Source organism: Streptomyces nojiriensis (assembly GCF_017639205.1).
GTDB lineage: Bacteria > Actinomycetota > Actinomycetes > Streptomycetales > Streptomycetaceae > Streptomyces > Streptomyces nojiriensis.
The window spans coordinates 1529047-1551918 of sequence record NZ_CP071139.1 but is presented as its reverse complement, the minus strand read 5'-3'; the positions used below and the strand labels follow the sequence as shown (position 1 = coordinate 1551918).

Below are 22872 nucleotides of genomic sequence, written 5' to 3'. Positions count from 1 at the left end.
GCACCGTGAAATTCTCCGTCATCTTCGAGGCCCAGCTCGCCGACCCGACGGTGGAGCGGGAGCACCAGGTCATCCGCGACTGCGTCGAGCAGGCCGTGCTGGCCGAACGTATGGGATTCGACCGGATCTGGGCGGTCGAGCACCACTCGCTGAAGTGGTACGCGCACATGAGCGCCCCAGAGATCTTCCTCAGCTGGGTCGCCGCCAAGACCAGCACCATACGCATCGGCCACGGCGTCGTGTGCATGCCCTTCAACTTCAACCATCCGGTGCGGGTCGCGGAGCGGGCCGCCATGCTCGACCTGCTCTCGGGAGGGCGCCTGGACCTCGGGGCCGGGCGCGGCGGCACCGAGCAGGAGACCTCCCTGTGCGGCGTGGACCGGGACCGCACCGCGGCCGAGGTCGAGGAAGCCCTGCGGATCATCGGCAGCGCCTGGCAGGAGGAGGAGCTGGAGTACCGCGGCGAGCTGATCGACATCGACCCGCACCCGATCCTGCCGAGGCCGCGCCAGACCCCGCACCCGCCGCTGTTCCTGGCCTGCAGCCGGGGCGAGACCCTGGTCCAGGCCGCCGAGCTGGGGATCGGGGCGCTGGTGATGGGTTTCGCCGGCCCCGAGTCCATCGCGCGGATGCGGTCCGTCTACGACGCGGCGATCGCCGGGCGGGACGGGGGCCGCTTCGTGTCCACCGTGGTCAACGACCACTTCTCCGTACTGTGCCCGACCATCGTGCTCGACGACCGGGAGGAGGCCCGCCGGATCGGCACGCGCGGGCAGCGGTTCTTCGCCCAGTCCATCGGCCACTGGTACGGCGGGGCCGGTGTCCCGGACGAGGCCGTGGTGGCGGGCGCCGACGAGGCCGCGGAGATGCGCAGGGCCGCCGAGCAGGTGGTGGCCCGGCTGCACGAGCTGGACATCCCGGTCCGGCCGGCCGGGGCGGCCACCTTCAACGCAGACCACGCCTACGGGACCGCCGACGACGCCATCGCGTACGTGGAGCGCCTGAGGGAGGCGGGCGCCGACGAGATCATGTGCCTGATCCAGATGGGCACCGTGGAGCAGGAGGCCTGCCTGGAGACGCTGAGGCAATGGGGCGAAAGGGTCATTCCGCACTTCCGGGGTGTGTGATGTGCGCCTCTGCCGCCCGCCGGGCCCCGCCCGCTCCGGTGCGGCCGATGGGCGGCTTCAGGCCGAGGAATCCTTGGCGCAATTGGGCGGAGTGGTCGGTTCCGCGCTAACGAACGGGAAGACTTCCGGTGAAATGGGGGGTGAGGCAGGATAATTTCCCGAGTTCCCTCTTGAGGGGGAGAGCCTCGCGCGCATACTCTGCCCATACGTGAGGTTCTCCTGTGGAGGAAGTGACATGACGGAAACTCTTGTGCCCGGTACCGGCGGCGCCGTGATAACCGCCGGAGCGCGGGTGGTCGACCACCCCGCGTGGCCCGAGCTCAAGGCCGCCGTGGAGGAGATCCGGCCCTGGCAGGCCAAGGACGGCTCCATCGACTTCGAGGTCGAGGGCGCGCACGGGCGTGCCACCGTCCTGGCCGCGGTGGACCGCGTCATCGCGGCGGTGGAGACGCTGTCGCCGCTGCTCCCGCACGGGGCCGCGTACCACCGGGCCCTCGTCGCCGACCTGCGCAAGTGGGCCGCGGACGACTTCAAGGTGCCGGACTTCCTCGACTCCCTGCTGGCCTTCCACCCGGCCGCCGAGCGCGCCGACGGGCTCCAGCACCTCGTCGTCTTCCCCATGTACACCCAGAACGGCAACCTGGACCGCAACCTGGAAGCCGTCGTGCTCAAGATGGTGTGGCCCGAGTGGCTCGCCGAGCTGGAGCGCACCCGGTACGACAACCCGCTCTTCCTCGGCATCACCTTCGAGGACTTCACCCCGGGCTACGACACCCACTCCGCGGTGCTCTTCCCGGAGACCATCGCCGTGCGCGAGGCCCCCGAGCGCTTCACCTGGGGCGGCATCTTCTGCGACCGCGAGGCCGCCCGCTACCGCAAGGTGACCGAGGCCGCCGTCGACATCCTGGGCATCGACCTGCCCGAGGACATCGCCCGCATGGTCGAGGACCAGGAGCGCTGCGAGAAGGCCTTCGTCCTGTGGGACATGGTCCACGACCGCACCCACAGCCACGGCGACCTGCCGTTCGACCCCTTCATGATCAAGCAGCGCCAGCCGTTCTGGATGTACGGCCTGGAGGAGCTGCGCTGCGACCTCACCGCCTTCAAGGAGGCCGTGAAGCTGGAGTCCGAGGGCAACGAGCACGGCCGTGACGTGCAGTACGCCGTCCTCTTCGACCGGATGTTCCGCTTCCCGGTCTCCGGCGACCGCAACCGCAACTACGACGGCCTCGGTGGTCAGCTGCTCTTCGCCTACCTCCACAAGCACGACGTCGTGCGCTGGACGGACAACAAGCTGAAGATCGACTGGATGCGCGCCCCGCAGGTCACCAACCAGCTGTGCGCCGAGATCGAGGACCTGTACCGGGCCGGCATCGACCGCCCGAAGCTGGTGCACTGGTTCAAGGCGTACGAGCTGGTCTCCACCTACCTCGCCCCGCACCCGGGTTCCAAGTGGGCCAAGGGCGCCGACGCCCTGGACCTGACGCAGCCGCCGCGCAAGCTCGTGGACGACGTGCTTCCGGACGAGTTTCCGCTCAGCATGTTCTTTGAGGCGCTCGCCAAGAAGCTCAAGGGCACCATCGCAGCGACGAAGGGCATCACCGCCCTGAACGCGGAGCAGGCCGAGCGAGTCGCCGCGTGAGCACTCGCCCACAGGAGGCTGCAGAGATGAACGGCTCCGGGAACGGCAACGGAAAGCTGCACGGAGCGGTGGTGGCGGTGGCCGGGGCCGGCGGGCCCGCCGGCCGCGCCACCCTGCTCCGCCTCGCCGAGGCGGGTGCGGTGGTCATCGCGTCCGACGCCGATCCGGCGCGGCTCGCGGAGGCCGTGGACGCGGCGCGCTACGCCCACGGCGGCGCCACCATCACCGGTGACACCGTGGACCTGCTCGACCTGGACGCCACCAAGGCCTGGGCCGAGCAGACCGAGAAGGAGTTCGGCAGGGTCGACGGCCTGGTGCACCTCGTCGGCGGCTGGCGCGGCAGCAAGACCTTCACCGATACGGACCTCGCGGACTGGACCTTCCTGGAGAAGCTCCTCGTCCGCACGGTCCAGCACACCTCGCTGGCCTTCCACGACGGGCTGCTGCGCAGCGACCGCGGGCGCTACGTGCTGATCAGCCAGTCCGGGGCGCACAAGCCGGTCGCCAACAACGCCGCGTACAACGCGGGCAAGGCGGCGGCCGAGGCATGGACCCTGGCCATGGCGGACTCCTTCCGCAAGGCGGGGGGTGACGAGGGCCCCGGCGCGGCAGCTGCGATCCTGGTCATCAAGGCACTGGTGCACGAGGCGATGCGCGCCGAGCGTCCCAATGCGAAGTTCGCGGGCTTCACCGACGTGACGGAGCTGGCCGAGGCCATCGCCGGCGTCTGGGAGCGGCCCGCCATCGATGTGAACGGACAGCGTCTGTGGCTCACTCCGCAACCGTGAGAACCGAGGCAGGGAAGACCGACGCCCGGCGCCACCACGACCCGGCGGTGCGCGGGTTCGCGAGCGACAACTACGCGGGAGTGCATCCGGAGGTCCTGGCCGCCGTCGCGCTCGCCAACGGCGGCCACCAGGTCGCCTACGGCGAGGACGACTACACCGAGCACCTGCAGAAGGTCATACGCAGCCACTTCGGGCCGTACGCGGAGGCCTTCCCGGTCTTCAACGGCACCGGCGCGAACGTCACCGCCCTCCAGGCGATGACGGACCGCTGGGGTGCCGTGATCTGCGCCAAGAGCGCCCACATCAACGTGGACGAGGGCGGCGCGCCGGAGCGGATGGCGGGCCTCAAGCTGCTCGCCGTACCGACCCCGGACGGCAAGCTCACCCCCGAGCTGATCGACCAGGAGGCCTGGGGCTTCGAGGACGAGCACCGGGCGATGCCGCAGGTCGTGTCGATCACCCAGAACACCGAGCTGGGCACGGTCTACACCCCGGACGAGATCCGGGCGATCTGCGAGCACGCCCACGGGCTCGGTATGAAGGTCCACCTCGACGGTGCCCGGATAGCCAACGCCGCAGCCTCCCTCGACGTGCCGATGCGCGCCTTCACCAACGCGGTCGGCGTGGACGTGCTGTCGTACGGCGGTACCAAGAACGGCATGATGTTCGGCGAGGCCGTGGTGGTGCTGAACCCGGACGCGGTCCGGCAGATGAAGCACATCCGCAAGATGTCGATGCAGCTCGCGTCCAAGATGCGCTTCGTGTCGGTGCAGCTGGAGGCCCTGCTCGCCAAGGACCTGTGGCTGCGCAACGCCCGGCAGGCCAACGCGATGGCGCAGCGGCTCGCCGCCGGCGTGCGCGAGACGGACGGCGTGGAGATCCTCTACCCGGTGCAGGCGAACGCGGTGTTCGCGCGGCTGCCCCACGAGGTCTCGCGGCGACTGCAGAAGCGTTTCCGCTTCTACTTCTGGGACGAGGTCGCGGGCGACGTCCGCTGGATGTGCGGTTTCGACACCCAGGAAGAGGACGTGGACGCCTTCCTCCAGGCACTGAAGGAAGAGCTGGCGCGCTAGTCGACGCATTCCGGAAATCTGCATAGCTATACCCTCGACCGTAAATCTATTGATCTGCGGTCGGGGGTTTGCCTATGCTCCGGCCATGCAGCTGATCCAACAGAGCCCCGATATTCACGCCTACTTGGCGTCCGACGAGGCGATCGACCACTGGAATCCGGTCGTACAGGAAACCGCCGACACCCTCTGGGCCGCCAGCGGCGACGTATATTCATACGCCAAAGCCGCCTTCGAGTTCGTCCGCGACACCATCCCGCACTCGGGTGATTCCGGCGACCCGCGCGTCGCCTGGCGCGCCTCCGACGTCCTCACCACGCGCAACGGCATCTGCTACGCCAAATCCCACGCCCTCGTCGCCCTGCTGCGCGCCCAGGGCATCCCGGGGGCCCTGTGCTACCAACGCCTCGCCGACGACGACGGCACGAACCCCGTCGTGCACGGCCTGGTCGCCCTGCGGCCGCCCGGCGCCGTGCGCTGGTCCCGTCTCGACCCGCGCGGGAACAAGCCCGGCGTGGACGCCCGGTTCGACCTCGACCGGGAACGACTGGCGTTCCCCGTACGCCCGGAACTCGGCGAGACCGACTACCCCGAGCTCTACGCCGCCCCGCACCCGGCCGCGCTCAAGGCCCTTCAGGAGTCCGCGGACCGGGCGCAGCTGTGGCGGAACCTGCCGACGGCCCTGTAGCAGCGGTGCGGGCGGGCCGTCCGGGCCGTCCCGGCTCCCGCACCACCGTCAGGGCGTGCAGCAGCGCCGACGCGAGCAGCAGTCCGGCGATCCCGGTCAGCAGTGCCGCCGCGGGCGCGTCGGCCACGATCCCCACCAGGGCCGCCCCGGTCGACGCCGCCGTCACCTTCAGCCCCGCACCCAGGGTGAACACCTGGGTCCGCACCCCGTCCGGGGCGTACCGCGCGCGGATCCGCAGCGTGGCCGTGAGCAGCGGCCCGTCGCACACCCCGGCGAGCGCGAACAGCGCCGCCGTCACGGCCACCGACGGGGCGAACGCGGCCGCCGCGAGGGCCGTACCGGTCCCGGCCAGCGCCCACCGCACCAGCCGGCCGGGCTCCACGGACGTCATCCGGCCCACCGTGAGCGAGCCGCCCAGCGCGCCCATCGCGAAGGCCGTCATCAGCACGCCCCCGCCGCCCGGGCTGCCGAGCTCGGCGGCCAGCAGCACCGAGACGGTGGTGAGCGAGCCGATGCCCACGAAGCCCAGGGTCGTGGCCGAGGTGACCGCGCGCAGCTCGCGGACCCGCCACAGGGCCGCCAGCCCCGCGCCCAGCCCGGCCCGGGGCGCGCCCGGGACCGGGCCCGCTCCCTGGCCCTCGTACGGGAGGGTGGCCGCCAGTACGGCTGCCAGGGCTCCGGACGCCGCCAGGACGGCCATGGCCGGCCCGGCCGAGCCCAGCGCAGCGAGCAGGCCGACCGCCGCCGGCGCGGTGACGGCCGCGGCGTTGTAGGTCGCCGCGTCCCAGCCGTACGCCCGGTCCCGCCCGGGTCCTGCCGGAACCAGGCCGGTGATCAGGCTGGACAGCCCGCCCGTGACCATCGGCCCGCAGGAGCCGCCGAGCACCGCCACGGCCAGCACCAGCGGTACGGGGGCCCGGCCGAGCAGGACGGTCAGTGCTGCGACGGCCGTCGCGAAACCGGCCAGGGCGCCCGCGTGGAACAGGCGCGGCCGACGGGTCCGGGCCGCCGCGGCGCCCGCGAGCGGGGCCGCCAGGACGTGCGGGGCCAGCCAGGCCGTCAGGACGAACGCCCCGTGCGCCGCGCTCCCGGTGCGCTCCAGGGCCAGCAGCACCACGGCCATGCCCATGCCCTCCGAGGCGATGCGCGCGGCCAGCGCCGCCGCCAGGTACCGCCCGAACCCGCTCATGGGACCCCTCCCCGGTATGCTGTAACGCGATAGCCGCACAAGACGTTACGTCATGCGCGTGGAGGGCGAAAGGATGCGCGGATGAGCGACTCGCGGGACGGGTTCTCGGCGGCCCGGAGGCTGATCGACCTCGCCGAAGCGGTCCGGGCGGACCCCGAACTGCCGCGCGCCGCGCTCGCGGAGCTGCTGGCCGGGCACGGGGAGCGGCCCGCCGACCTCACGCCGGAGGCGTTCACCGAGGCGGCCGCGGACGCACTGCGCGCCGCGGCCCGGCGGATGGGGGCGGTGCTCGGGGAGAGCGACGAGGACCGCGCCGCCGAGGCCCTCAACGCACTGTTCGCGGAGTACGGCACCCGCCCCCGCCTGACCCGGCACGACGGCCACCCCTGGCACCTGCACGTCGACCGGGGCGACGAAGGCGGCTGGGGCGACTGGTTCCTGGCCTCGGGCGCCCTCGCGCTGGCCCAGCTGCTCACGGAGTACGGGCGGATCGCCTGGGGCGCCTGCGCGGCGGCGGGCTGCGGGCGGTTCTTCCTCGCCACCGGGCCGGGGAGCACGCGCCGCTACTGCTCCGGCAGCTGCGCCACGCGGGAGCGGGTCGCGGCCCACCGCCGGCGGAGGCGGGAGGGGGAGAGGGAGGGCCGAGGCCCCCGCGAGCTCCCGGCGGCGACCTGACCGGGCGCGCTTCGACCCGTCAAGCCACGAGATCCAGCGGCATGACGGGACGCGCCGGGTGAGACGTACTGGAGGGGCAGCCGCAGTGGCAGTGCTTCGCCGCCCCGTGCGAGCCCCCCCCAGCGGCGTCCGGCACTGAGTGCCGGTGGTCCGGGAGGCCTGCCTCATGGGCGGGAGGGATCAGCCGGCGTCGCGGACCTCGGCCGCCGTCGGCGCGGTTCCGCCCAGGTGGGCCGGGAGCCACCACGAGTCGTCGGCGCCCTTCGGCTTCTCCGGGTAGGCGCGCTGCGCGGCGTCCAGCAGCTCCTGCACGCGCTCGCGCAGCCGGCGGGTGATGGCGCCGGCGTACTGGTCGGCCGGGGCCTCCACGGGCTCGCCCACGCGCATCGTCACCGGGATGTGGCTGCGCTTGAGGTTCTTCGGGCGGCCCTTGGTCCACAGCCGCTGGGTGCCCCACAGCGCCACCGGGATCAGCGGGACCCCGGCCTCCTGCGCCATGCGCGCGGCGCCCGACTTGAAGCTCTTGAGAGTGAAGGACTGGGAGATCGTCGCCTCGGGGAAGACGCCGATGATCTCGCCGGCCCGCAGCGAGTCCAGGGCGTGCTGGTAGGCGGCCTCACCCTGCGTGCGGTCGACGGGGATGTGCTTCATCGCGCGCATCAGCGGACCGGACACCTTGTGCCGGAACACCGACTCCTTGGCCATGAAACGGACCAGGCGCTTCTGCGGCCGCGCCGTCAGGCCGGCGAAGATGAAGTCGAGGTATCCGATGTGGTTCGACACCAGGACCGCACCGCCCTTGCGGGGGATGTTCTCGGTGCCCTTCATGTCGATGCGGATGTCCAGCGCGCGGAAGAGTCCGTGCGCGGCGCCGATCACGGGAGGGTAGACGAGCTCAGCCATGGTGGGGAGACCCCGCTTTCTGCCTGGGGAGGTGCTCCCGGCCGGAAGTTACGGAAGCGTAGGTACGCGACCATGGGGATCGTGCCCCATACGCGGCCCGCTGGCCAGTCCAGAAGCCCCTGCCAGGGGAGATTCTCATCACGCCGGGAATGTCGCGGGCCCGTGGGGTGCTCCGATCCACGGACGAGCGTACGAGGATGATGTACGCGGACGAAATACGGCGAGGGGAGCGCGGGTGCTCGGGCAGGAAGACGCGCCGACCCGGCTGGGCGCGGCCGAACTGGGTGCGGAACCGGGGGAGCGGGCCAGCCTGGTGCAGTTCTCCAGCGCCTTCTGCCAGCCCTGCCGGGCCACGCGGCGGATCCTCGCCGAGGTCGCGGCGATGGTGGACGGGGTGGCGCACATCGAGATCGACGCGGAGGAGCGGCTCGAACTGGTACGGGCCCTCGGGATCGAGAAGACCCCGACCGTGCTGGTACTGGACCGGACGGGCCGGATCGTGCGGCGGGCGGCCGGAATGCCGCGCAAGGTGGACGTGATCGCCGCCCTCGGGGCCGCCGTGTGACGCGCGGCCCGGCGGCCGGGCGGCCCGACGCGGCGGGGCCGGGGGCGCCGGTGCGCGCGCCCGCACACAGCGTGACGCGCCTGACATCTGCCCGATCCCGCTTGACTGTGTCCACGGGAGATCGCCAGGCTGGCGGCATGCGGTATGAACTCCTGCTCTACGGACGGGTCCATGTGGACCTCGTCCGCCACGCGAGCGCGCGCTGTCGGGGCCACTGAACAGCCCGGCCCCCGATCCCACGACAGTGCCCGCGCGTCCCGCGGCAGAAGGCAGAACCCTGATGACTGCTCCGACAGTCCCGACGGTGTCCACGGCTCCGTCCCCCCGCTCCCCTCTCTCCCCCCGTTCCGGCGCCGGTACGGCCACCGACGCGGTCACCGCCACGGCCCGCACCGGCTCGCCCGACCTGCTGCGTTCGGTGTTCCGGCAGCACGCCGCGGGGGTCGCGGTGATCACCGCCCAGGACGGCGGCCGCCCGGTCGGGTTCACCGCCACCTCGCTCAACTCCGTCTCGGCCGATCCGCCGCTGCTGTCCTTCACGATCTCCACCGGGGCCTCCAGCTGGCCCGCGGTGCGCGACAGCGAGTACCTCGGCGTCCACATACTCGGCGAGCACCAACGGGAGCTGGCAGGCCTGTTCGCCCGCAGCGGAGCCGACCGTTTCGGGCCGCCGACCGGCTGGGCCGCCGGCCCGCACGGGGTGCCGGTGCTGGACGGCGTACTGGCGTGGCTGGTCTGCCGGGTGGTCGCACGTGTGCCCGCCGGCGAACATCGTGTGATCATCGCTGAGGCGGTCGTCGGGGACCCGGCCGGGGAAGGCCGCCCCCTGCTGTACCACCAGGGGCGCTTCAACGCGTTGCGCGACTGAATCGTCCCTGCTTGGGAGGGTCGGGCGGCGTTGGGCAGATCACAGCTCACCAGCCTTGCGACTTGGCGGGACCCACGGTGTACTGGCGAGTAACATTCCCTTCGGAGCGCGGGCCGCCCCGACCGGGATCCGCCCGACAAGGCGCCTATGCTGCCTGCATAAGGCGGTACCAGAAAAGACGATGCGGTAGGAGAGCCGGCGTGAGCCTGAGGATCGTTGTCTGTGTGAAGTACGTGCCCGACGCCACGGGCGACCGGCAGTTCACCGAGGACTTGACCGTCAACCGTGACGACGTCGACGGCCTGCTGTCGGAGCTCGACGAGTACGCCGTCGAGCAGGCGCTGCAGATCGCCGACGAGGCCGACGATGCCGAGATCACCGTTCTGACGGTGGGCCCCGAGGACGCCAAGGACGCGCTGCGCAAGGCGCTCTCGATGGGCGCCGACAAGGCCATCCACGTCGAGGACGACGACCTGCACGGCAGTGACGTCATGGGCACCTCGCTGGTGCTCGCCAAGGCGATCGAGAAGGCCGGCTACGACCTGGTCATCACCGGCATGGCGTCGACCGACGGCACCATGGGTGTGCTGCCGGCGATCCTGGCCGAGCGCCTGGGCGTCCCGCAGGTCACCCTGCTCTCCGAGGTCAAGGTCGAGGACGGCACCGTGACCGGCCGCCGTGACGGCGACACCGCCAGCGAGCAGCTGGAGGCCTCCCTCCCCGCGCTCGTCTCGGTGACGGACCAGTCGGGCGAGGCCCGCTACCCGTCCTTCAAGGGCATCATGGCCGCCAAGAAGAAGCCGGTCGAGTCCTGGGACCTGTCCGACCTGGACCTGGAGTCCGACGAGGTCGGCCTCGAGGGCTCCTGGACCGCGGTCGACTCCGCGGCGCAGCGCCCGGCCCGTACCGCCGGCACGATCGTCAAGGACGAGGGCGAGGGCGGCAAGCAGCTGGCCGAGTTCCTGGCCGGCCAGAAGTTCATCTAAGAACCTCGGCCACCCCTCTTAGCCCCCAGACACTTCGCAATCGCAGGAGAGCAGTCCCATGGCTGAAGTTCTCGTCTACGTCGACCACGTGGACGGCGCCGTCCGCAAGCCCACCCTCGAGCTGCTGACGCTGGCCCGCCGCATCGGCGAGCCCGTCGCCGTCGCCCTGGGCGCCGGTGCCGACGCCACCGCCGCCGTGCTCGCCGAGCACGGCGCGGTCAAGGTCCTCACCGCCGACGCCCCCGAGTTCACCGAGTACCTCGTGGTACCGAAGGTGGACGCGCTCCAGGCCGCGTACGACGCGGTGTCCCCGGCCGCGGTGCTCGTCCCGTCCTCCGCCGAGGGCAAGGAGATCGCCGCGCGCCTGGCCGTCCGCATCGGCTCCGGCATCATCACCGACGCCATCGACCTGGAGGCGGGTGACGAGGGTCCGGTCGCGACGCAGTCCGCCTTCGCCGCGTCGTTCACCACCAAGTCCCGCGTCTCCAAGGGCACTCCGGTCATCACCGTGAAGCCGAACTCGGCTCCGGTCGAGGCCGCCCCGGCCGCCGGCGCCGTCGAGGCGCTCGCCGTCACCTTCGGCGCCCTGGCCACCGGCACCAAGGTCACCGGTCGCACCCCGCGCGAGTCGACCGGCCGCCCCGAGCTGACCGAGGCCGCGATCGTCGTCTCCGGCGGCCGTGGCGTCAACGGTGCCGAGAACTTCCACGTCATCGAGGACCTCGCGGACTCCCTCGGTGCGGCCGTCGGTGCCTCGCGCGCCGCCGTGGACGCCGGCTGGTACCCGCACTCCAACCAGGTCGGCCAGACCGGCAAGTCGGTCTCCCCGCAGCTGTACATCGCCTCCGGTATCTCGGGCGCGATCCAGCACCGGGCCGGCATGCAGACCTCGAAGACCATCGTGGCCATCAACAAGGACGCCGAGGCCCCGATCTTCGACCTCGTCGACTACGGCGTCGTCGGCGACCTCTTCGCCGTCGTCCCGCAGCTGACCGACGAGATCAAGGCGCGCAAGGGCTAGTCGCCCCGGCCCCGGGACGACGACGCGACGCCGTACCGGGTGCACGAACGAGTGAGGGCCTTCCAGGGCCGGTGCGGACGGTGACGTCCCCACCGGACCGGGGAGGCCCTCGTCGTCCTCGGAACTGCCTTTCCCCTGAGCGGGGGACCGCTCCGCCAACCCCTCTCGTGCGGTCGTGGGAGGGGCGTAGGCTGCGATCAGCCCGGGGAGGGCTCGGGAGCGGGGAGGGAGTTCTTCCGATGCGGGGCGCGTTACTGGAGGGGCGTTACCGGCTGGAGCGCAGGCTCGGGGCCGGTGGGATGGGCGAGGTGTGGCAGGCCCGGGACCTGCGGCTCGACCGGGAGGTCGCGGTCAAGGTGATCTCCCGCGGCGTGGCCGGTGACCACCTCCTGGAGGAGCGGTTCCGCAAAGAGGCCCGCACGGCCGCGGGTCTGGCCCATCCCCGGATCGTGACCGTCCACGACCACGGCGAGGTCGAGGTCGACGGCAGCCCGGTGCTCTACCTCGTGATGGAGCTGGTGCGGGGGCGGCCCCTGACCGCCGTGCTGCGCGACCACCGCTCGGGCATGGACCCCGCCGCCGTGATCCGGTGGGCGGTCCAGATCTGCGAGGGCCTGGCCGCGGCACACCGGGCCGGCGTGGTCCACCGGGACATCAAACCGGCCAACATCATGGTCCACGGGCCCGCCGAGGCCGACGTCACCATCTGCGACTTCGGCATCGCCCGCCTCGCGGAGGAGACCGGGACCGGTCTGACGGCCACCGGCGCGGCCATCGGCACGCCGGCCTACATGTCCCCGGAACAGGCGCGCGGCGACCGTCGCATCGACGGCCGCAGCGACCTGTACTCCCTCGGCTGCATGCTGTACGAACTGCTCGCCGGCCGGCCGCCGTTCACCGGCTCCGGGCTGTCGGTGCTCTCGCAGCACCTCACCGGTGAGCCCGCCCCGATCAGGGACCTCCGGCCCGCGGTGCCCGAGGAGCTGGAACGGCTGGTGCTGGAGCTGCTGGCCAAGGAGCCCGCGGCACGACCGGACGACGCGCAGCAGGTGATCGACCGGTTGCGCAAGGCGGCGACCGGTGCCCGCTCCAGGTCCCGCTCCCGGACGGTGGCCGATCCGGCGCCCGGGCGCGACACCGAGACCGCCCTGGGAACCGATCCGCCTCCGCCGGTGTCCGCCGCGCGCGCCGGGACCCGCCACCCGATTCCGGCCTCGTCGGTACCCGGAACCCGGCCGCGGCTCCTGTGGGGCTCCCTGCTCGCCGCCGCCGGGGTGTACACCCAGCTCGTCTTCCTCGGCGAATGGGGCTCGCTGACCCTCCGGACGCTCGGTGCCGCACTGCTCGCCTGCCTGCTGGCCTTCCTCGTCTCCAGGAGTTCCGCCGATGTGCCCGACGAGGAGAGCCGGGGAGTCGCGGCGGCGCTGACGGCCGGTGTCCTCATCGGTGTGCTGCTGCTGTTCTGGCCGCCGGCCCCGTGGTGGGTGGGGGTGCTGGTCCTGCTCCTGTCGGGGTTCGTGCTGCTGTTCCTGTCCCACTTCGTCCGGGGGCTGGTCGGCGCGCTGGCCCGGCGGGACCCCTGGGTGGCCTGGCTCGGCACGGAGTCCGGGCTGTTCAACGCGGTGGTGTTCGCCGGCATCCTGGCGGCCGACGGCCGAGCCGTCTACGCGGCGGTGGGCTGGGGGCTGGCGGCGTGGCCGGCCGCCGCCCTCGTCACGGCCGTCTTCGTTCCCCGCCTGCGGGAGGCACAGGCCCCGGCCTGATCCGGCTCCGTAGCTGCTGACCTGCGTACTCTCCGACTCCGGGGCTGTGTGGTGTTTGTCACCGCGTGGCCCCGAGTCGTTTGTCCAGGACGGCAGGGGGACCATTGACTGAGCGGAACCCCGTGGCTAAATTCTGCTATGCGGATCTAAGCTTCCGTGAAGCGGAAAAGAGGAGAGTGCACGATGGGTCAGCAGGAGAAGGTGGCGACGAGCCTCGCAGGCGCGGTCAGCGAGGGCATCAGTGCCTCCCTCGCGCCGGTGGACGCGGAACTCGCGCGCCACTACCCGGGCGACCCCGGCACCCGGCAGCCCATCCACACGGTCTACGTCCCCGGCGACGTCTTCGCCGCGGACACCATCCGCTCCTGGGGCGACCAGGCCCTCGCCGCCCTCGACGAGCACGCCCCGGACGCCGCCACCTTCGCCAAGGTGCTCGGCATCTCCGACGAACTGGCCGCACCCGTGTACGACCGCGTCCGCGCCAAGCTGCTCAGCGAGCCCATCGAGGACCTCCGCGTCGACTTCGAGGACGGCTTCGGCGTCCGCTCCGGCGAGGAGGAGGACCAGGCCGCGGCCCGCGCCGCCCGCCTCGTCTCGGAGGCCTTCTCCAACGGCACCAACGCCCCGTACATGGGCATCCGCATGAAGTGCATGGAGTCCAACGTCCGGGACCGCGGCATCCGCACCACGGACATCTTCCTCTCCGGCCTGCTGGAGCACGGCGGCCTGCCCGAGGGCCTCGTCCTGACCCTGCCGAAGGTCACCTACGCCGAGCAGGTCAGCGCCTTCGTCAAGCTGCTGGAGGCCTTCGAGACCACCCGCGGCCTGCGCCCGGGCCGGATCGGCTTCGAGATCCAGATCGAGACCAGCCAGTCCATCGTCGCCTCCGACGGCACCGCCACGGTCGCCCGGATGATCGAGGCCTCCAGGGGCCGCGCCACCGGCCTGCACTACGGCACCTTCGACTACAGCGCCTGCGTCGGCGTCTCCGCCGCGTACCAGTCGAGCGACCACCCCGCCGCCGACCACGCGAAGGCGATCATGCAGGTCGCGGCCGCCGGCACCGGCGTACGCGTCTCCGACGGCTCGACCAACGTCCTGCCGATCGGCACCACCGAGCACGTCCACGAGGCCTGGAAGCTGCACTACGGCCTGACCCGCCGCGCCCTGGCCCGCGCCTACTACCAGGGCTGGGACATGCACCCGGCACACCTGCCGACCCGCTACGCGGCCGTCTTCACCTTCTACCGCGAGGGCCTGGAGGCCGCCGCCGCGCGCCTGAAGGCGTACGTCGCCAAGATCGAGGGCGACGTGATGGACGAGCCGGCCACCGCCAAGGCCCTGGCCGGCTACCTGGTCCGCGGGCTCGACTGCGGCGCGGTGGGCACCGACGAGGTCACCGCCCTCACCGGCCTGACCCGCGCGGAACTGGACGCCTTCGCCATCCCGCGCCGCTCGGCCACCCTGACGGCCAACTGATCCTGGCGCACCGAGGCCCGTCCGGGAACGCCCCGGGCGAGCCTCGCAGCGTGTCGTCCTCAGTCGAGGACGAACTTGTTCTCGTCCGCGACCTCGGTCACGATGTCCGCCACGGCCTTCAGGAAGCCGTTCCGGTCGGGGGAGGCCGCGGCGGTCGGGATGGGCGCCCCGCGGCCGAAGACATCGGCGTCGATGATGCGCGCCCGGGCGAAGGTCGATCTGGCCCCGTGCTGCCGGTAGGCCTCGAGCCATGCGTTCTGGACGTCGGCCTTGAGGCGCTGCTCCGTCAGCGCGTACAGCTTCCCGGTCACGGCGCTGGAAATCTCGTTGATCACCGCCTCCCGTTCCTGCTCGGTCGGCTCGCCGCCCTCCCAGCGGGCCGGACGCTGAAGCAGGAGGAAGATCTGCACCTGGAGTTCCGTGCGCAGGTCGGCGACCGGCCGCAGGGAGTCGTACTCGTCGCCCCAGCCCTCGCCCAGCCTCCGTGAGAGGGCCTTCACCCTCGTCCAGTGCTGCTTGGGGGCGTCCGGGTTGTGCGTCAGGCCGAGCAGCCCGCGCCACCTGGTGTGGAAGTTGCGGGAGGCCTCACTGACCGCGATGGACAGGTTCATGCGGTCGAAGGCCGGCCGGGCCGGCCCGGTGTCCGGTGCCGCCTCGTCGGCAGAGAGGTCCGCACTGAGGGAGCGCATCTGACCGGCCGTCCGTTTGCCTTCCTTCCCGCCGGAGTCCAGCGGCCTGTGCATGCCGCCGACGAAGTAGCAGTGCCGCTCGAGCTGGGTACGGACAGCACGCTCGCCGACGGGGCCGAGTTCCTTCCCCATGGCGTTCAGGACGTTCTCGACCGAGGCGAGGACATGGCGCTTGCGGTCCGCGAAGCGGGGAAGGTTGTCGGCCCGCATGTGGTCGAAGTGCGTGAAGAGGAAGTGCAGCTTCCCGGAATTGCCCGACACCGCAACGGCCTTGAGGGCGGCGACCGGAGCCGCCTGCATGGGCGCGGCCGCGTTGTCGACGACGAGGATCGCGTCCACCTCGTCGATGCGCTTCGCCAGGTCCGTGGAGACGGAGGCCGCCGACTTCGGAGTGTGACCCAGCCCTTCGACGTCGATCAGGACGAGGCGATCGCTTGCCTCCGCCCAGGTCGGGACGAACGGTCCGGCCACCCGGATCCCGTTCACCAGCGGTGTCAGCAACCGGCCGAAGAGAGGTGCGTAGTTGCTGGAGAACCGCATCACGGTCTTCAGGAAGGCGGCGCGGTCGTCGGTCTCCAGCGTCCAGCTGAGCGGCCATCCCTGACGGGTGCGGCGCAGCTCGCCCTCCGTCAGCAGGGAGAACCTGAGCTCGATCTCGTGCAGCAGGCCGTCGACGACGGCGTGGAACTCCTCCAGCGCGCGAAGGTCGGTGTCGAGCGTCTCCTCCACGATCTCCTCGACGACCCTGGCATCTTCGTCGGTGGCCCGCAGCTCCTCGTGGGCGTTGGCGGCGCACTTCTCGACCATGGAGCGCAGTCGGGGCACGGTCTGGACGAGCAAGGCCACCGTGGCGGCCGGGTCGATGACCTCCAGGTCGGCGAGGCCGAGGACGTCCTCGGCCTCGCCCTCTTCGTCGTCGATCTCGTCCTCGTCGTCATCGTCGAGGTGATCGTCATCGCCCGGGACCTCGGGCCGCCCCAGGACGTAGCTGAAGCGGAAACGCTGGTTCACGTGGTCCACGAGACGCCGGAGGGCGTCTTCTTCGGACTTGCCCTGGAAGAGGGCGAGTGCAGCGGCCGAGACGTTCTCCGTGAGGTGGTCGATGACTTCGTCACGGCCGGCGAAGGTGATGGCAGCCCGGTACGGCCCGGCCTCGGTCAGCACGATCTCGGTGTCGGCCACGGTGGTCTTGGCGGTCGACGTGGAGGGGAACCGCTCGGTCTCCGGGTCCGTCCCGAGGAGCTGGCGTACGACGGTGGTCTTGCCCGCCCCGGTCGTGCCGACGAGCAGAACGTGCTTGTAGCCGTCGGAGGTGGTGGGCAGCGCAAGGAGGTCGTCCCGGATCTTCCGGAAGTCGGTCCTGGTGGTCTCCAGGTCCTCGTAGAACACCTCCACGACACGGCTGTCGAAGAGCCCCGCGGCCTGCTGACGGCAGTGTGGGTCCCAGAGGGACTGCGTGCGCAGGATCTCGTTGAGCTGGTCGACCAGTGCGTCCGCCTCGGTGTCCACCGACGTGCCCAGTCCGCGGCGCACCCTTCTGCCCGGGCGGCCCGTGGAAGGGTCCAGGCGCACCGGGTGGCGGAAGATGACGGACCACCCCTCGCGCCCCTGGTTTCGGCTCTTCTGCGCGGTGTACTGCGGGCTCATGGCGCCTCCGGTTGTTCCCCGTTGTTCCGGGGGTCGTGACGCTGGCAGAGCCCTGGCGGAGCGTCAAATTCCTTGCACGGCAAGGCGAACGGGTGGGCGATTCGGGTCTTCCGGCCGTCCCCGGCTCGATGGGTGCCTGCGCGGACGAACGCGCTGCGTGCGTGGGGTGAGGGGCGCCTTCGCGCGCCGGGCGACGCCCGCGCCGTGGTCGAATGTCAGTTCGCAGGGGCGATCTCGCCCGAGCCCCGGGCGATCAGCCGGGTCGACAGTTCGATGCGGCACGGGGTCAGGTCCGCGCCCGCGAGGCGCTGGAAGAGGCGGTCCGTGGCCACCCGGCCCAGGGCCGCCGGGTCCTGGGCGACCACCGTCACGCCCGGGCGCAGCAGATCGGCCAGCTCGAAGTCGTCGAAGCCGACCAGCGCCACGGGCCGGCCGTGCGCCGCGAGGACCCGTACCAGGGTCACCGTCACCCGGTTGTTTCCGGCGAAGACGGCGGTCACCGGGTCCGGGCCCGTGAGCATCGCCCCGGCCGCCGCGGCGACCCGCTCCGGGGCCGTGGACCCGAGCGAGATCCAGGACGGTGCCACCGGCAGGCCCGCGTCCGTCATCGCCGCGCGGTAGCCGCGCAGGCGCTCCGCCACCGTGTGGATGCGGGGCTGGTCGCCGATGAAACCGATCCGGCGGTGGCCGCCCGCGATCAGGTGGGCCACCCCGCCCCGGGCGCCGCCGAAGCTGTCCGACAGCACCACGTCCGCGTCGATCCGCCCGGCCGGGCGGTCCACGAACACCGTGGACACACCGGCCCGCATCTCCGGCTCCAGGTACCTGTGGTCGTCCCCGGCCGGGATCACGATCAGCCCGTCCACCCGCCGGGCGCACAGCGCGAGCGCCAACTCCCGCTCCCGGTCCGGATCCTCGGCGCTGGAGCCGTTGATGAGCAGCGCCCCGTGCGCGCGGGCCACCTCCTCCACCGCCCGGTTCAGCGGGCCGTAGAAGGGATCGGCGAGATCCTCCAGGACCAGGCCCACGGTGGCGGTACGGCCCTTGCGCAGCACACGGGCACTGTCGTTGCGGCGGAAGCCGAGGGCCTCGATGGCCTGCTGGACCCGGCGTTCGGTCTCGGGGGTCACCCCCGGCTCACCGTTGACCACGCGCGACACCGTCTTCAGGCCGACGCCCGCCTGGGACGCCACGTCCTTCATGGTCGGCCGGTTGCCGTAGCGGGGCTCGGACGGGCGGCGGTTGTGGGGCACGGTGGCGAATCCTCCGGGGCTCACGTGCAGGGCTGTGACCTTGAGGATAAGCACTGGGCCGATCGTGAGGTTTTCGTGGCAGGCTGGGGCGGGCAAGCCACTGGGGGCTCCGGACGAGCCATGGGGAGAGGGGTAGACGTGATTGTCTGGATCAACGGCACCTTCAGCGCCGGAAAGACCAGCACGGCCCGCGAACTGACCGGAATCCTGCCGGACAGCACCCTGTTCGACCCGGAGTTCATCGGCGACGCGCTGCGCGTGCTGCTGCCGCCCAAACGGCTGGCGGAGGTCACCGACTACCAGGACCTCCCGAGCTGGCGGCGGTTGGTGGTGGACACGGCCGCGGCGATGCTCGCCGAACTGGGCGGGGTGCTCGTCGTGCCGATGACGCTGCTGCGCCAGGACTATCGGGACGAGATCTTCGGCGGGTTGGCGGCTCGGCGGATCTCGGTGCGCCATGTGTTGCTGGCCCCTGAGGAAACGATCCTTCGGGAGCGGATCGCGACACGGGAGGAACCCGGGGAGCCCGCGGAGGTCGACCTCCGGGTCCGCCGGTGGGCGTACGACCACATCCCGGTCTACCAGCAGGCCCTCGGCTGGCTGACCGGCGACGCGCACGTCATCGACAACGGCGTGCTGACCCCGCGGGAGACGGCGGAGCGCATCGCCGAGGCCGTCCGCTCGGAGACGGCGAAGGTCTGCGACATCGTGCAGACCCCCGAGCCCACCCGGGAGACGGTGGCGGCCGGGGTGCTGCTCTTCGACGAGCAGGACCGGGTGCTGCTGGTGGATCCGACGTACAAGGCGGGCTGGGAGTTCCCGGGCGGAGTCGTCGAAGCGGGCGAGGCACCCGCGGCCGCGGGCGTACGGGAGGTCGCGGAGGAACTGGGCGTCGTACTGGACCGGACGCCCGGGCTGCTGGTGGTCGACTGGGAGCCGCCCCAGCCGCCCGGCTACGGCGGGCTGCGCCTGCTCTTCGACGGCGGCCGGCTCTCGGACGAGGCGACGGCCCGGCTCCGGCTGCCCGGCCCGGAACTGCGGGCCTGGCGCTTCGTCACGGAGGCCGAGGCCGCCGGTCTGCTCCCGCAGCACCGCTACGAACGCCTGCGCTGGGCCCTGCGCGCCCGCGAACGCGGCCGCCCCCTCTACCTGGAGGCGGGCGTCCCCACCGGCTGATCCGGCCGAGCCGCCTGCCCTGCCTGCCCTGCCTGCTCTGACTGCTCCGACTGTTCCGCCGGACGCAGGGCGGCGGCGACGAGGCCTTCGAGGGCTTCGCGCGGCACGTCGCCACCGTTGACCACACCCATACCCTGCCGACCTGCATCGACGGGCTGGTCTTCGACCGGCTCGGTTCTCGACGTCCGTCACGCGCACGCCGTGGCCGGCGAGGATCTCGCGCAGCTCAGGGTCGCGCACGCTCTCCACGGTGTAGGCGCACCGGGCGAGCGAGCGGCGCCGGCCCGCCGGCCGCGCAGCCGGGCGGTTGCCAAGGCGGCACGACGGGCCGGACGGATGGGCCATCAGCTCGCCCATCCACTGGGCGTCACCCTGCGCAACGCGGCGGTGCGGCTGACTCCCTCCCGCACCGCCGTGCGCATGATCCTCCGCCACCACGCCTGGGAACCACCGGGGCTGGGCTGACCCGTCAGGCCCGCCGGGAGCGTGCGGGCGGGCCCGAGGAAGCGGGCCTCAGCCGGAAGCGGCCGCCTCGTGCGCCGCCTTCGCGAGGGCCTGCGCCGTGTCCTCCGTCAGCGGATCGCCGTGGCCGAAGCAGGCGATCGACGGCTCGAGCGCGGCCAGGCGCCGGAAGGTGGCGATCGCCCGGGCGCGGTCCACGTTGAAGACGCCCAGCATCAGCGGGCCGACGGCGGCGACGCAGTCACCCGTGAACAGCACGCCGTGGCGCGGAAGGTGGATCCCTATGCTGCCGTCCGTGTGGCCGGGGGCGTGGACGACGTACGCCCCGTCCCCGAAGCCCAGCGCCTCCCCGTCCCCCACCTCGTGGTCGACCCGGGTGGGCGGGGCCTCGGGGACGGTCAGGCCGTGCGCGTACAGCGGGATCTCCCAGTCCAGCAGCACCGGTTCGGGCATCGGCCGCTCGCCCCGGATCACCGGCGCGTCCAGGCGGTGCGCCAGCACCCGCGCACCCCAGCGGGCGGCGAGCTCACCCGCCGCCCCGACGTGGTCGCGGTGGCAGTGCGTGAGGACGATCCGCTCCAGCCGCTCGGGCGCCAGCCCGAGGGAACGGATCGCCTGCTCGATGCGGTCGGCGGATCCGGCATGGCCCGCGTCGATCAGGGTGAGGGCTTCGCCGTCCTGCCAGAGATAGGCCTGGCCGATGGGGAAGCGGAGCATGTGGAGCCGGTTCGGCAGTACTTCGACAAGATCCATACGGCGAACGTACGGCCGCCCGCCCGCCGCGGGCAGACGAATTCACCCGGAGCGTACTGCGCCCTGGGCGTACTGCGCCCTGGGCGTACACGATGCGGCCGCCCTGTTCGCCTCCTAGGAGGCGAACAGGGCGGCCGGGACCCGAACCCGCCCCGCTGCCAGAGCGGGGACGCAACCCAGCAGGGTCAGGTAGGCCCACCACTGCCAGGCCGCGCCGTCGAAGGAGTGGGCGACGGCCGCCGGGATGAGCGGCAGGACGGGGACGGGTGCCAGGTGCCACAGAATCCGGCCGCCCGGCAGCCGCCGGGCCAGGGCTTCGCCGATCAAGGCCGTCGGAGCGGCGAACAGTACGGCCTGGACCAGCCCCAGGAGGGCGCTGAGGAAGGCGAGCCACACCAGCGAGTACAGCCAGTCGCTGCGCTCGATGGGCAGCCCCTCGGTGACCAGGGACAGTGCGATCAGGACGATGCCGATGGCCGCGTACTGGGCTGTTGTCGCGTACCCCGCGACGCGCAGGGTCCGCCTGCCCGTCATCTTCCGAACCACTGCGCATTCTCCCTGCTCGCTCGGGTGCCGGGCGATCTTGAAATTGAACACGTTCAAGCATTCGCCACGGTACACCCCGCCCAGACGCGGCGGCGGGGCGGGGTCGAGACTGGCGTACACGGCGACCGGAGCACCAAGTCGGCCCGAGATCGCGCGGCCTCCGTCTGCTTCGGCACGGCCCGCCGTGCTCTGTCACGGGTCGGCCGCGGTCAGCCGCGTGTCGAGCCGCTCAGCCAGCTGCCGGGCGAGGAAGAACGCCGGCTGCGGGACCCATCGTCGATCAACGCGATGCGTCGTCGAGGCCACCCCTTCCGGGCTCATGTTCTGGCTCCGGCAGGGGCGTTGCCCGGCCGAGGCGACAAACTAGGGTGATCCCATGGATCTACAGGGCGACCTCATGAAGCACCCGCACGATGCGTACCGGCACCTGCGTGACACTGCGCCGGTACAGCGCATCGCAGGGCCCACAGGCGAACCGGCATGGCTTGTCACCCGGTACGACGACGTACGCTCAGCCCTTGCGGATCCACGGCTCTCCCTCGACAAGACCAACGCCGCAGAAGGCTCGTACCGCGGCTTGTCCCTGCCGCCGGCCCTTGACGCCAACCTCCTGAACATGGATCCCCCCGACCACACCCGCATTCGCAAGCTCGTCAGCCGCGCCTTCACACCCCGCCGCGTGGACGCGCTGCGCGCCCCGATCCGGCGGACCGCGGACGGACTGCTGGACGTGCTCGGCGCGGAGGGCCGAACCGACCTCATCGCCGCATACGCCGCCCCGCTGCCGATCACCGTCATCTGCGACCTCCTCGGGATCCCGGACGACCACCGCAAGGACTTCCGCGCCTGGACCGACGAGCTGATAGCACCGGACCCCAGCCGGCCGCAGGCCGCCAAGCAGGCCGTCGGCGCCATGCTCGCCTTCTTCACCGAGCTCATCGCGCACAAGCGCCGGCACCCCGCCGACGACCTGCTCTCCGACCTGATCACGGTCCGGGACAGCGATGGCGACCGGCTCAGCGAGGACGAACTGACGTCGCTCGCCTTCCTCATCCTCGGCGCCGGATACGAGAACACCGTCCAGCTCATCGGAAACGCCGTACACGCGCTCCTGAGCCATCCCGAACAGCTGGCACGCCTCCGTACGGACCCGTCGAAGCTCCCCGAGGCAGTCGAGGAACTGGCGCGCTACGAGGGGCCGGCGCTTCTGGCGATCCGCCGCTTCCCCACCGAGGACGTGACGATCGGGGACGTGTCCGTCCCTGCCGGGGAAACCGTCCTGCTGTCGCTGTCCGCGGCCAACCGCGATCCCGCCCGCTTCTCCCACCCCGAGCAGCTCGACGTCGACCGCGACGCCTCCGGGCACCTGGCACTGGGCCACGGCATCCACTACTGCCTGGGCGCACCACTGGCCCGGGCCGAGGTCGAGATCGCGCTGGCCGCACTCCTCGAGCGGTTCAGCAGCCTGACCCTGGCCGAGCCCGAACCCCGGTGGCGACCATCCCTGCGTGCCCGAGGCCTGCTCGAGCTGCCGGTGGAGTACAAGACCGCGCGGCCGCGCGCGTAGGCACGGCAGGCCGCC

General features: G+C 71.9%; 22 protein-coding genes. 15 read left to right on the top strand and 7 right to left on the bottom strand.

Annotated features, from left to right (window positions below; genetic code table 11):
• Positions 1–5 precede the first annotated feature (5 nt).
• From JYK04_RS07470 to JYK04_RS07450, 5 genes are all read left to right on the top strand, one after another.
• Positions 6–1127: an LLM class flavin-dependent oxidoreductase gene (locus JYK04_RS07470; protein WP_189734161.1), complete on the top strand. Its 1122-nt coding sequence runs from the start codon at positions 6–8 to the stop codon at positions 1125–1127.
• A gap of 235 nt (positions 1128–1362) precedes the next feature.
• Positions 1363–2769, top strand: coding sequence for a DUF6421 family protein (locus JYK04_RS07465; RefSeq protein WP_189734159.1), 1407 nt, complete (start codon positions 1363–1365; stop codon positions 2767–2769).
• Positions 2770–2795: 26 nt separating this feature from the next.
• On the top strand, positions 2796–3557 hold the full coding sequence (locus tag JYK04_RS07460) for an SDR family NAD(P)-dependent oxidoreductase (RefSeq protein ID WP_189734157.1): 762 nt from the start codon (positions 2796–2798) through the stop codon (positions 3555–3557).
• Entirely contained in the window at positions 3536–4630 is a 1095-nt protein-coding gene (locus JYK04_RS07455) for a threonine aldolase family protein (protein WP_373297371.1), read from the top strand. Before JYK04_RS07460 ends, JYK04_RS07455 begins: the two co-directional genes overlap by 22 nt.
• An 85-nt stretch (positions 4631–4715) precedes the next feature.
• Positions 4716–5315: a transglutaminase-like domain-containing protein gene (locus tag JYK04_RS07450; RefSeq protein ID WP_189734153.1), complete on the top strand. Its 600-nt coding sequence runs from the start codon at positions 4716–4718 to the stop codon at positions 5313–5315.
• On the opposite strand, the gene JYK04_RS07445 is transcribed toward JYK04_RS07450, so the two are convergent.
• Positions 5251–6504, bottom strand: a complete 1254-nt coding sequence (locus JYK04_RS07445; RefSeq protein ID WP_189734151.1) for an MFS transporter — start codon at positions 6502–6504, stop codon at positions 5251–5253. The genes JYK04_RS07450 and JYK04_RS07445 overlap by 65 nt on opposite strands.
• An 81-nt stretch (positions 6505–6585) precedes the next feature.
• Between JYK04_RS07445 and JYK04_RS07440 the strand changes: the two genes are divergently transcribed.
• On the top strand, positions 6586–7179 hold the full coding sequence (locus JYK04_RS07440; protein ID WP_189734149.1) for a CGNR zinc finger domain-containing protein: 594 nt from the start codon (positions 6586–6588) through the stop codon (positions 7177–7179).
• A 180-nt stretch (positions 7180–7359) separates the two neighbouring features.
• On the opposite strand, the gene JYK04_RS07435 is transcribed toward JYK04_RS07440, so the two are convergent.
• The gene (locus JYK04_RS07435; protein WP_189734146.1) at positions 7360–8082 is read right to left on the bottom strand and encodes a lysophospholipid acyltransferase family protein; all 723 of its coding nucleotides are present in this window, start codon (positions 8080–8082) and stop codon (positions 7360–7362) included.
• A 235-nt stretch (positions 8083–8317) separates the two neighbouring features.
• Here JYK04_RS07435 and JYK04_RS07430 point away from each other — a divergent pair, with 235 nt between their 5' ends.
• The 6 genes from JYK04_RS07430 (at position 8318) to JYK04_RS07405 (ending at position 14764) form a co-directional block, all read left to right on the top strand.
• Positions 8318–8647: a TlpA family protein disulfide reductase gene (locus JYK04_RS07430; protein WP_189734144.1), complete on the top strand. Its 330-nt coding sequence runs from the start codon at positions 8318–8320 to the stop codon at positions 8645–8647.
• Between the two features lie 280 nt (positions 8648–8927).
• Complete coding sequence (locus JYK04_RS07425; RefSeq protein ID WP_189734142.1) at positions 8928–9515, top strand: flavin reductase family protein; 588 nt, start codon at positions 8928–8930, stop codon at positions 9513–9515.
• Between the two features lie 200 nt (positions 9516–9715).
• Positions 9716–10501 (top strand): electron transfer flavoprotein subunit beta/FixA family protein, encoded by a 786-nt coding sequence (locus JYK04_RS07420; protein ID WP_030012969.1) that lies wholly within the window; start codon positions 9716–9718, stop codon positions 10499–10501.
• Between the two features lie 58 nt (positions 10502–10559).
• Entirely contained in the window at positions 10560–11522 is a 963-nt protein-coding gene (locus JYK04_RS07415; RefSeq protein WP_189734140.1) for an electron transfer flavoprotein subunit alpha/FixB family protein, read from the top strand.
• Positions 11523–11761: 239 nt separating this feature from the next.
• Positions 11762–13285: a serine/threonine-protein kinase gene (locus tag JYK04_RS07410; protein WP_189734138.1), complete on the top strand. Its 1524-nt coding sequence runs from the start codon at positions 11762–11764 to the stop codon at positions 13283–13285.
• 183 nt (positions 13286–13468) lie between these two features.
• A complete protein-coding gene (locus tag JYK04_RS07405) occupies positions 13469–14764 on the top strand; it encodes a DUF6986 family protein (RefSeq protein ID WP_189734136.1) in 1296 nt (431 codons plus the stop codon).
• Between the two features lie 59 nt (positions 14765–14823).
• Here the strand turns inward: JYK04_RS07405 and JYK04_RS07400 are convergent, their stop codons facing one another.
• A complete protein-coding gene (locus tag JYK04_RS07400) occupies positions 14824–17100 on the bottom strand; it encodes a P-loop NTPase family protein (protein WP_189734134.1) in 2277 nt (758 codons plus the stop codon).
• Between the two features lie 215 nt (positions 17101–17315).
• Positions 17316–18302 (bottom strand): LacI family DNA-binding transcriptional regulator, encoded by a 987-nt coding sequence (locus tag JYK04_RS07395; RefSeq protein WP_189734744.1) that lies wholly within the window; start codon positions 18300–18302, stop codon positions 17316–17318.
• Positions 18303–18491: 189 nt separating this feature from the next.
• On the opposite strand from JYK04_RS07395, the gene JYK04_RS07390 reads away from it, so the two are divergent.
• Both JYK04_RS07390 and JYK04_RS07385 read left to right on the top strand, forming a co-directional pair.
• On the top strand, positions 18492–19529 hold the full coding sequence (locus JYK04_RS07390) for an NUDIX hydrolase (protein WP_189734132.1): 1038 nt from the start codon (positions 18492–18494) through the stop codon (positions 19527–19529).
• 336 nt (positions 19530–19865) lie between these two features.
• Positions 19866–19994 (top strand): hypothetical protein, encoded by a 129-nt coding sequence (locus JYK04_RS07385; protein WP_373297370.1) that lies wholly within the window; start codon positions 19866–19868, stop codon positions 19992–19994.
• A 48-nt stretch (positions 19995–20042) separates the two neighbouring features.
• On the opposite strand, the gene JYK04_RS07380 is transcribed toward JYK04_RS07385, so the two are convergent.
• The 3 genes from JYK04_RS07380 to JYK04_RS41850 all read right to left on the bottom strand — a co-directional run bounded on the left by JYK04_RS07380 (position 20043) and on the right by JYK04_RS41850 (position 21611).
• Positions 20043–20744 carry an MBL fold metallo-hydrolase gene (locus JYK04_RS07380; protein ID WP_189734130.1) on the bottom strand — a complete coding sequence of 234 codons (702 nt, stop codon included), beginning with the start codon at positions 20742–20744 and terminating at the stop codon, positions 20043–20045.
• A 114-nt stretch (positions 20745–20858) separates the two neighbouring features.
• On the bottom strand, positions 20859–21278 hold the full coding sequence (locus JYK04_RS07375) for a hypothetical protein (RefSeq protein WP_189734128.1): 420 nt from the start codon (positions 21276–21278) through the stop codon (positions 20859–20861).
• Positions 21279–21482: 204 nt separating this feature from the next.
• Positions 21483–21611, bottom strand: a complete 129-nt coding sequence (locus JYK04_RS41850) for a hypothetical protein (protein ID WP_268254136.1) — start codon at positions 21609–21611, stop codon at positions 21483–21485.
• A gap of 55 nt (positions 21612–21666) precedes the next feature.
• On the opposite strand from JYK04_RS41850, the gene JYK04_RS07370 reads away from it, so the two are divergent.
• Positions 21667–22857: a cytochrome P450 family protein gene (locus JYK04_RS07370; RefSeq protein ID WP_189734125.1), complete on the top strand. Its 1191-nt coding sequence runs from the start codon at positions 21667–21669 to the stop codon at positions 22855–22857.
• The last annotated feature ends 15 nt before the right edge of the window (positions 22858–22872 follow it).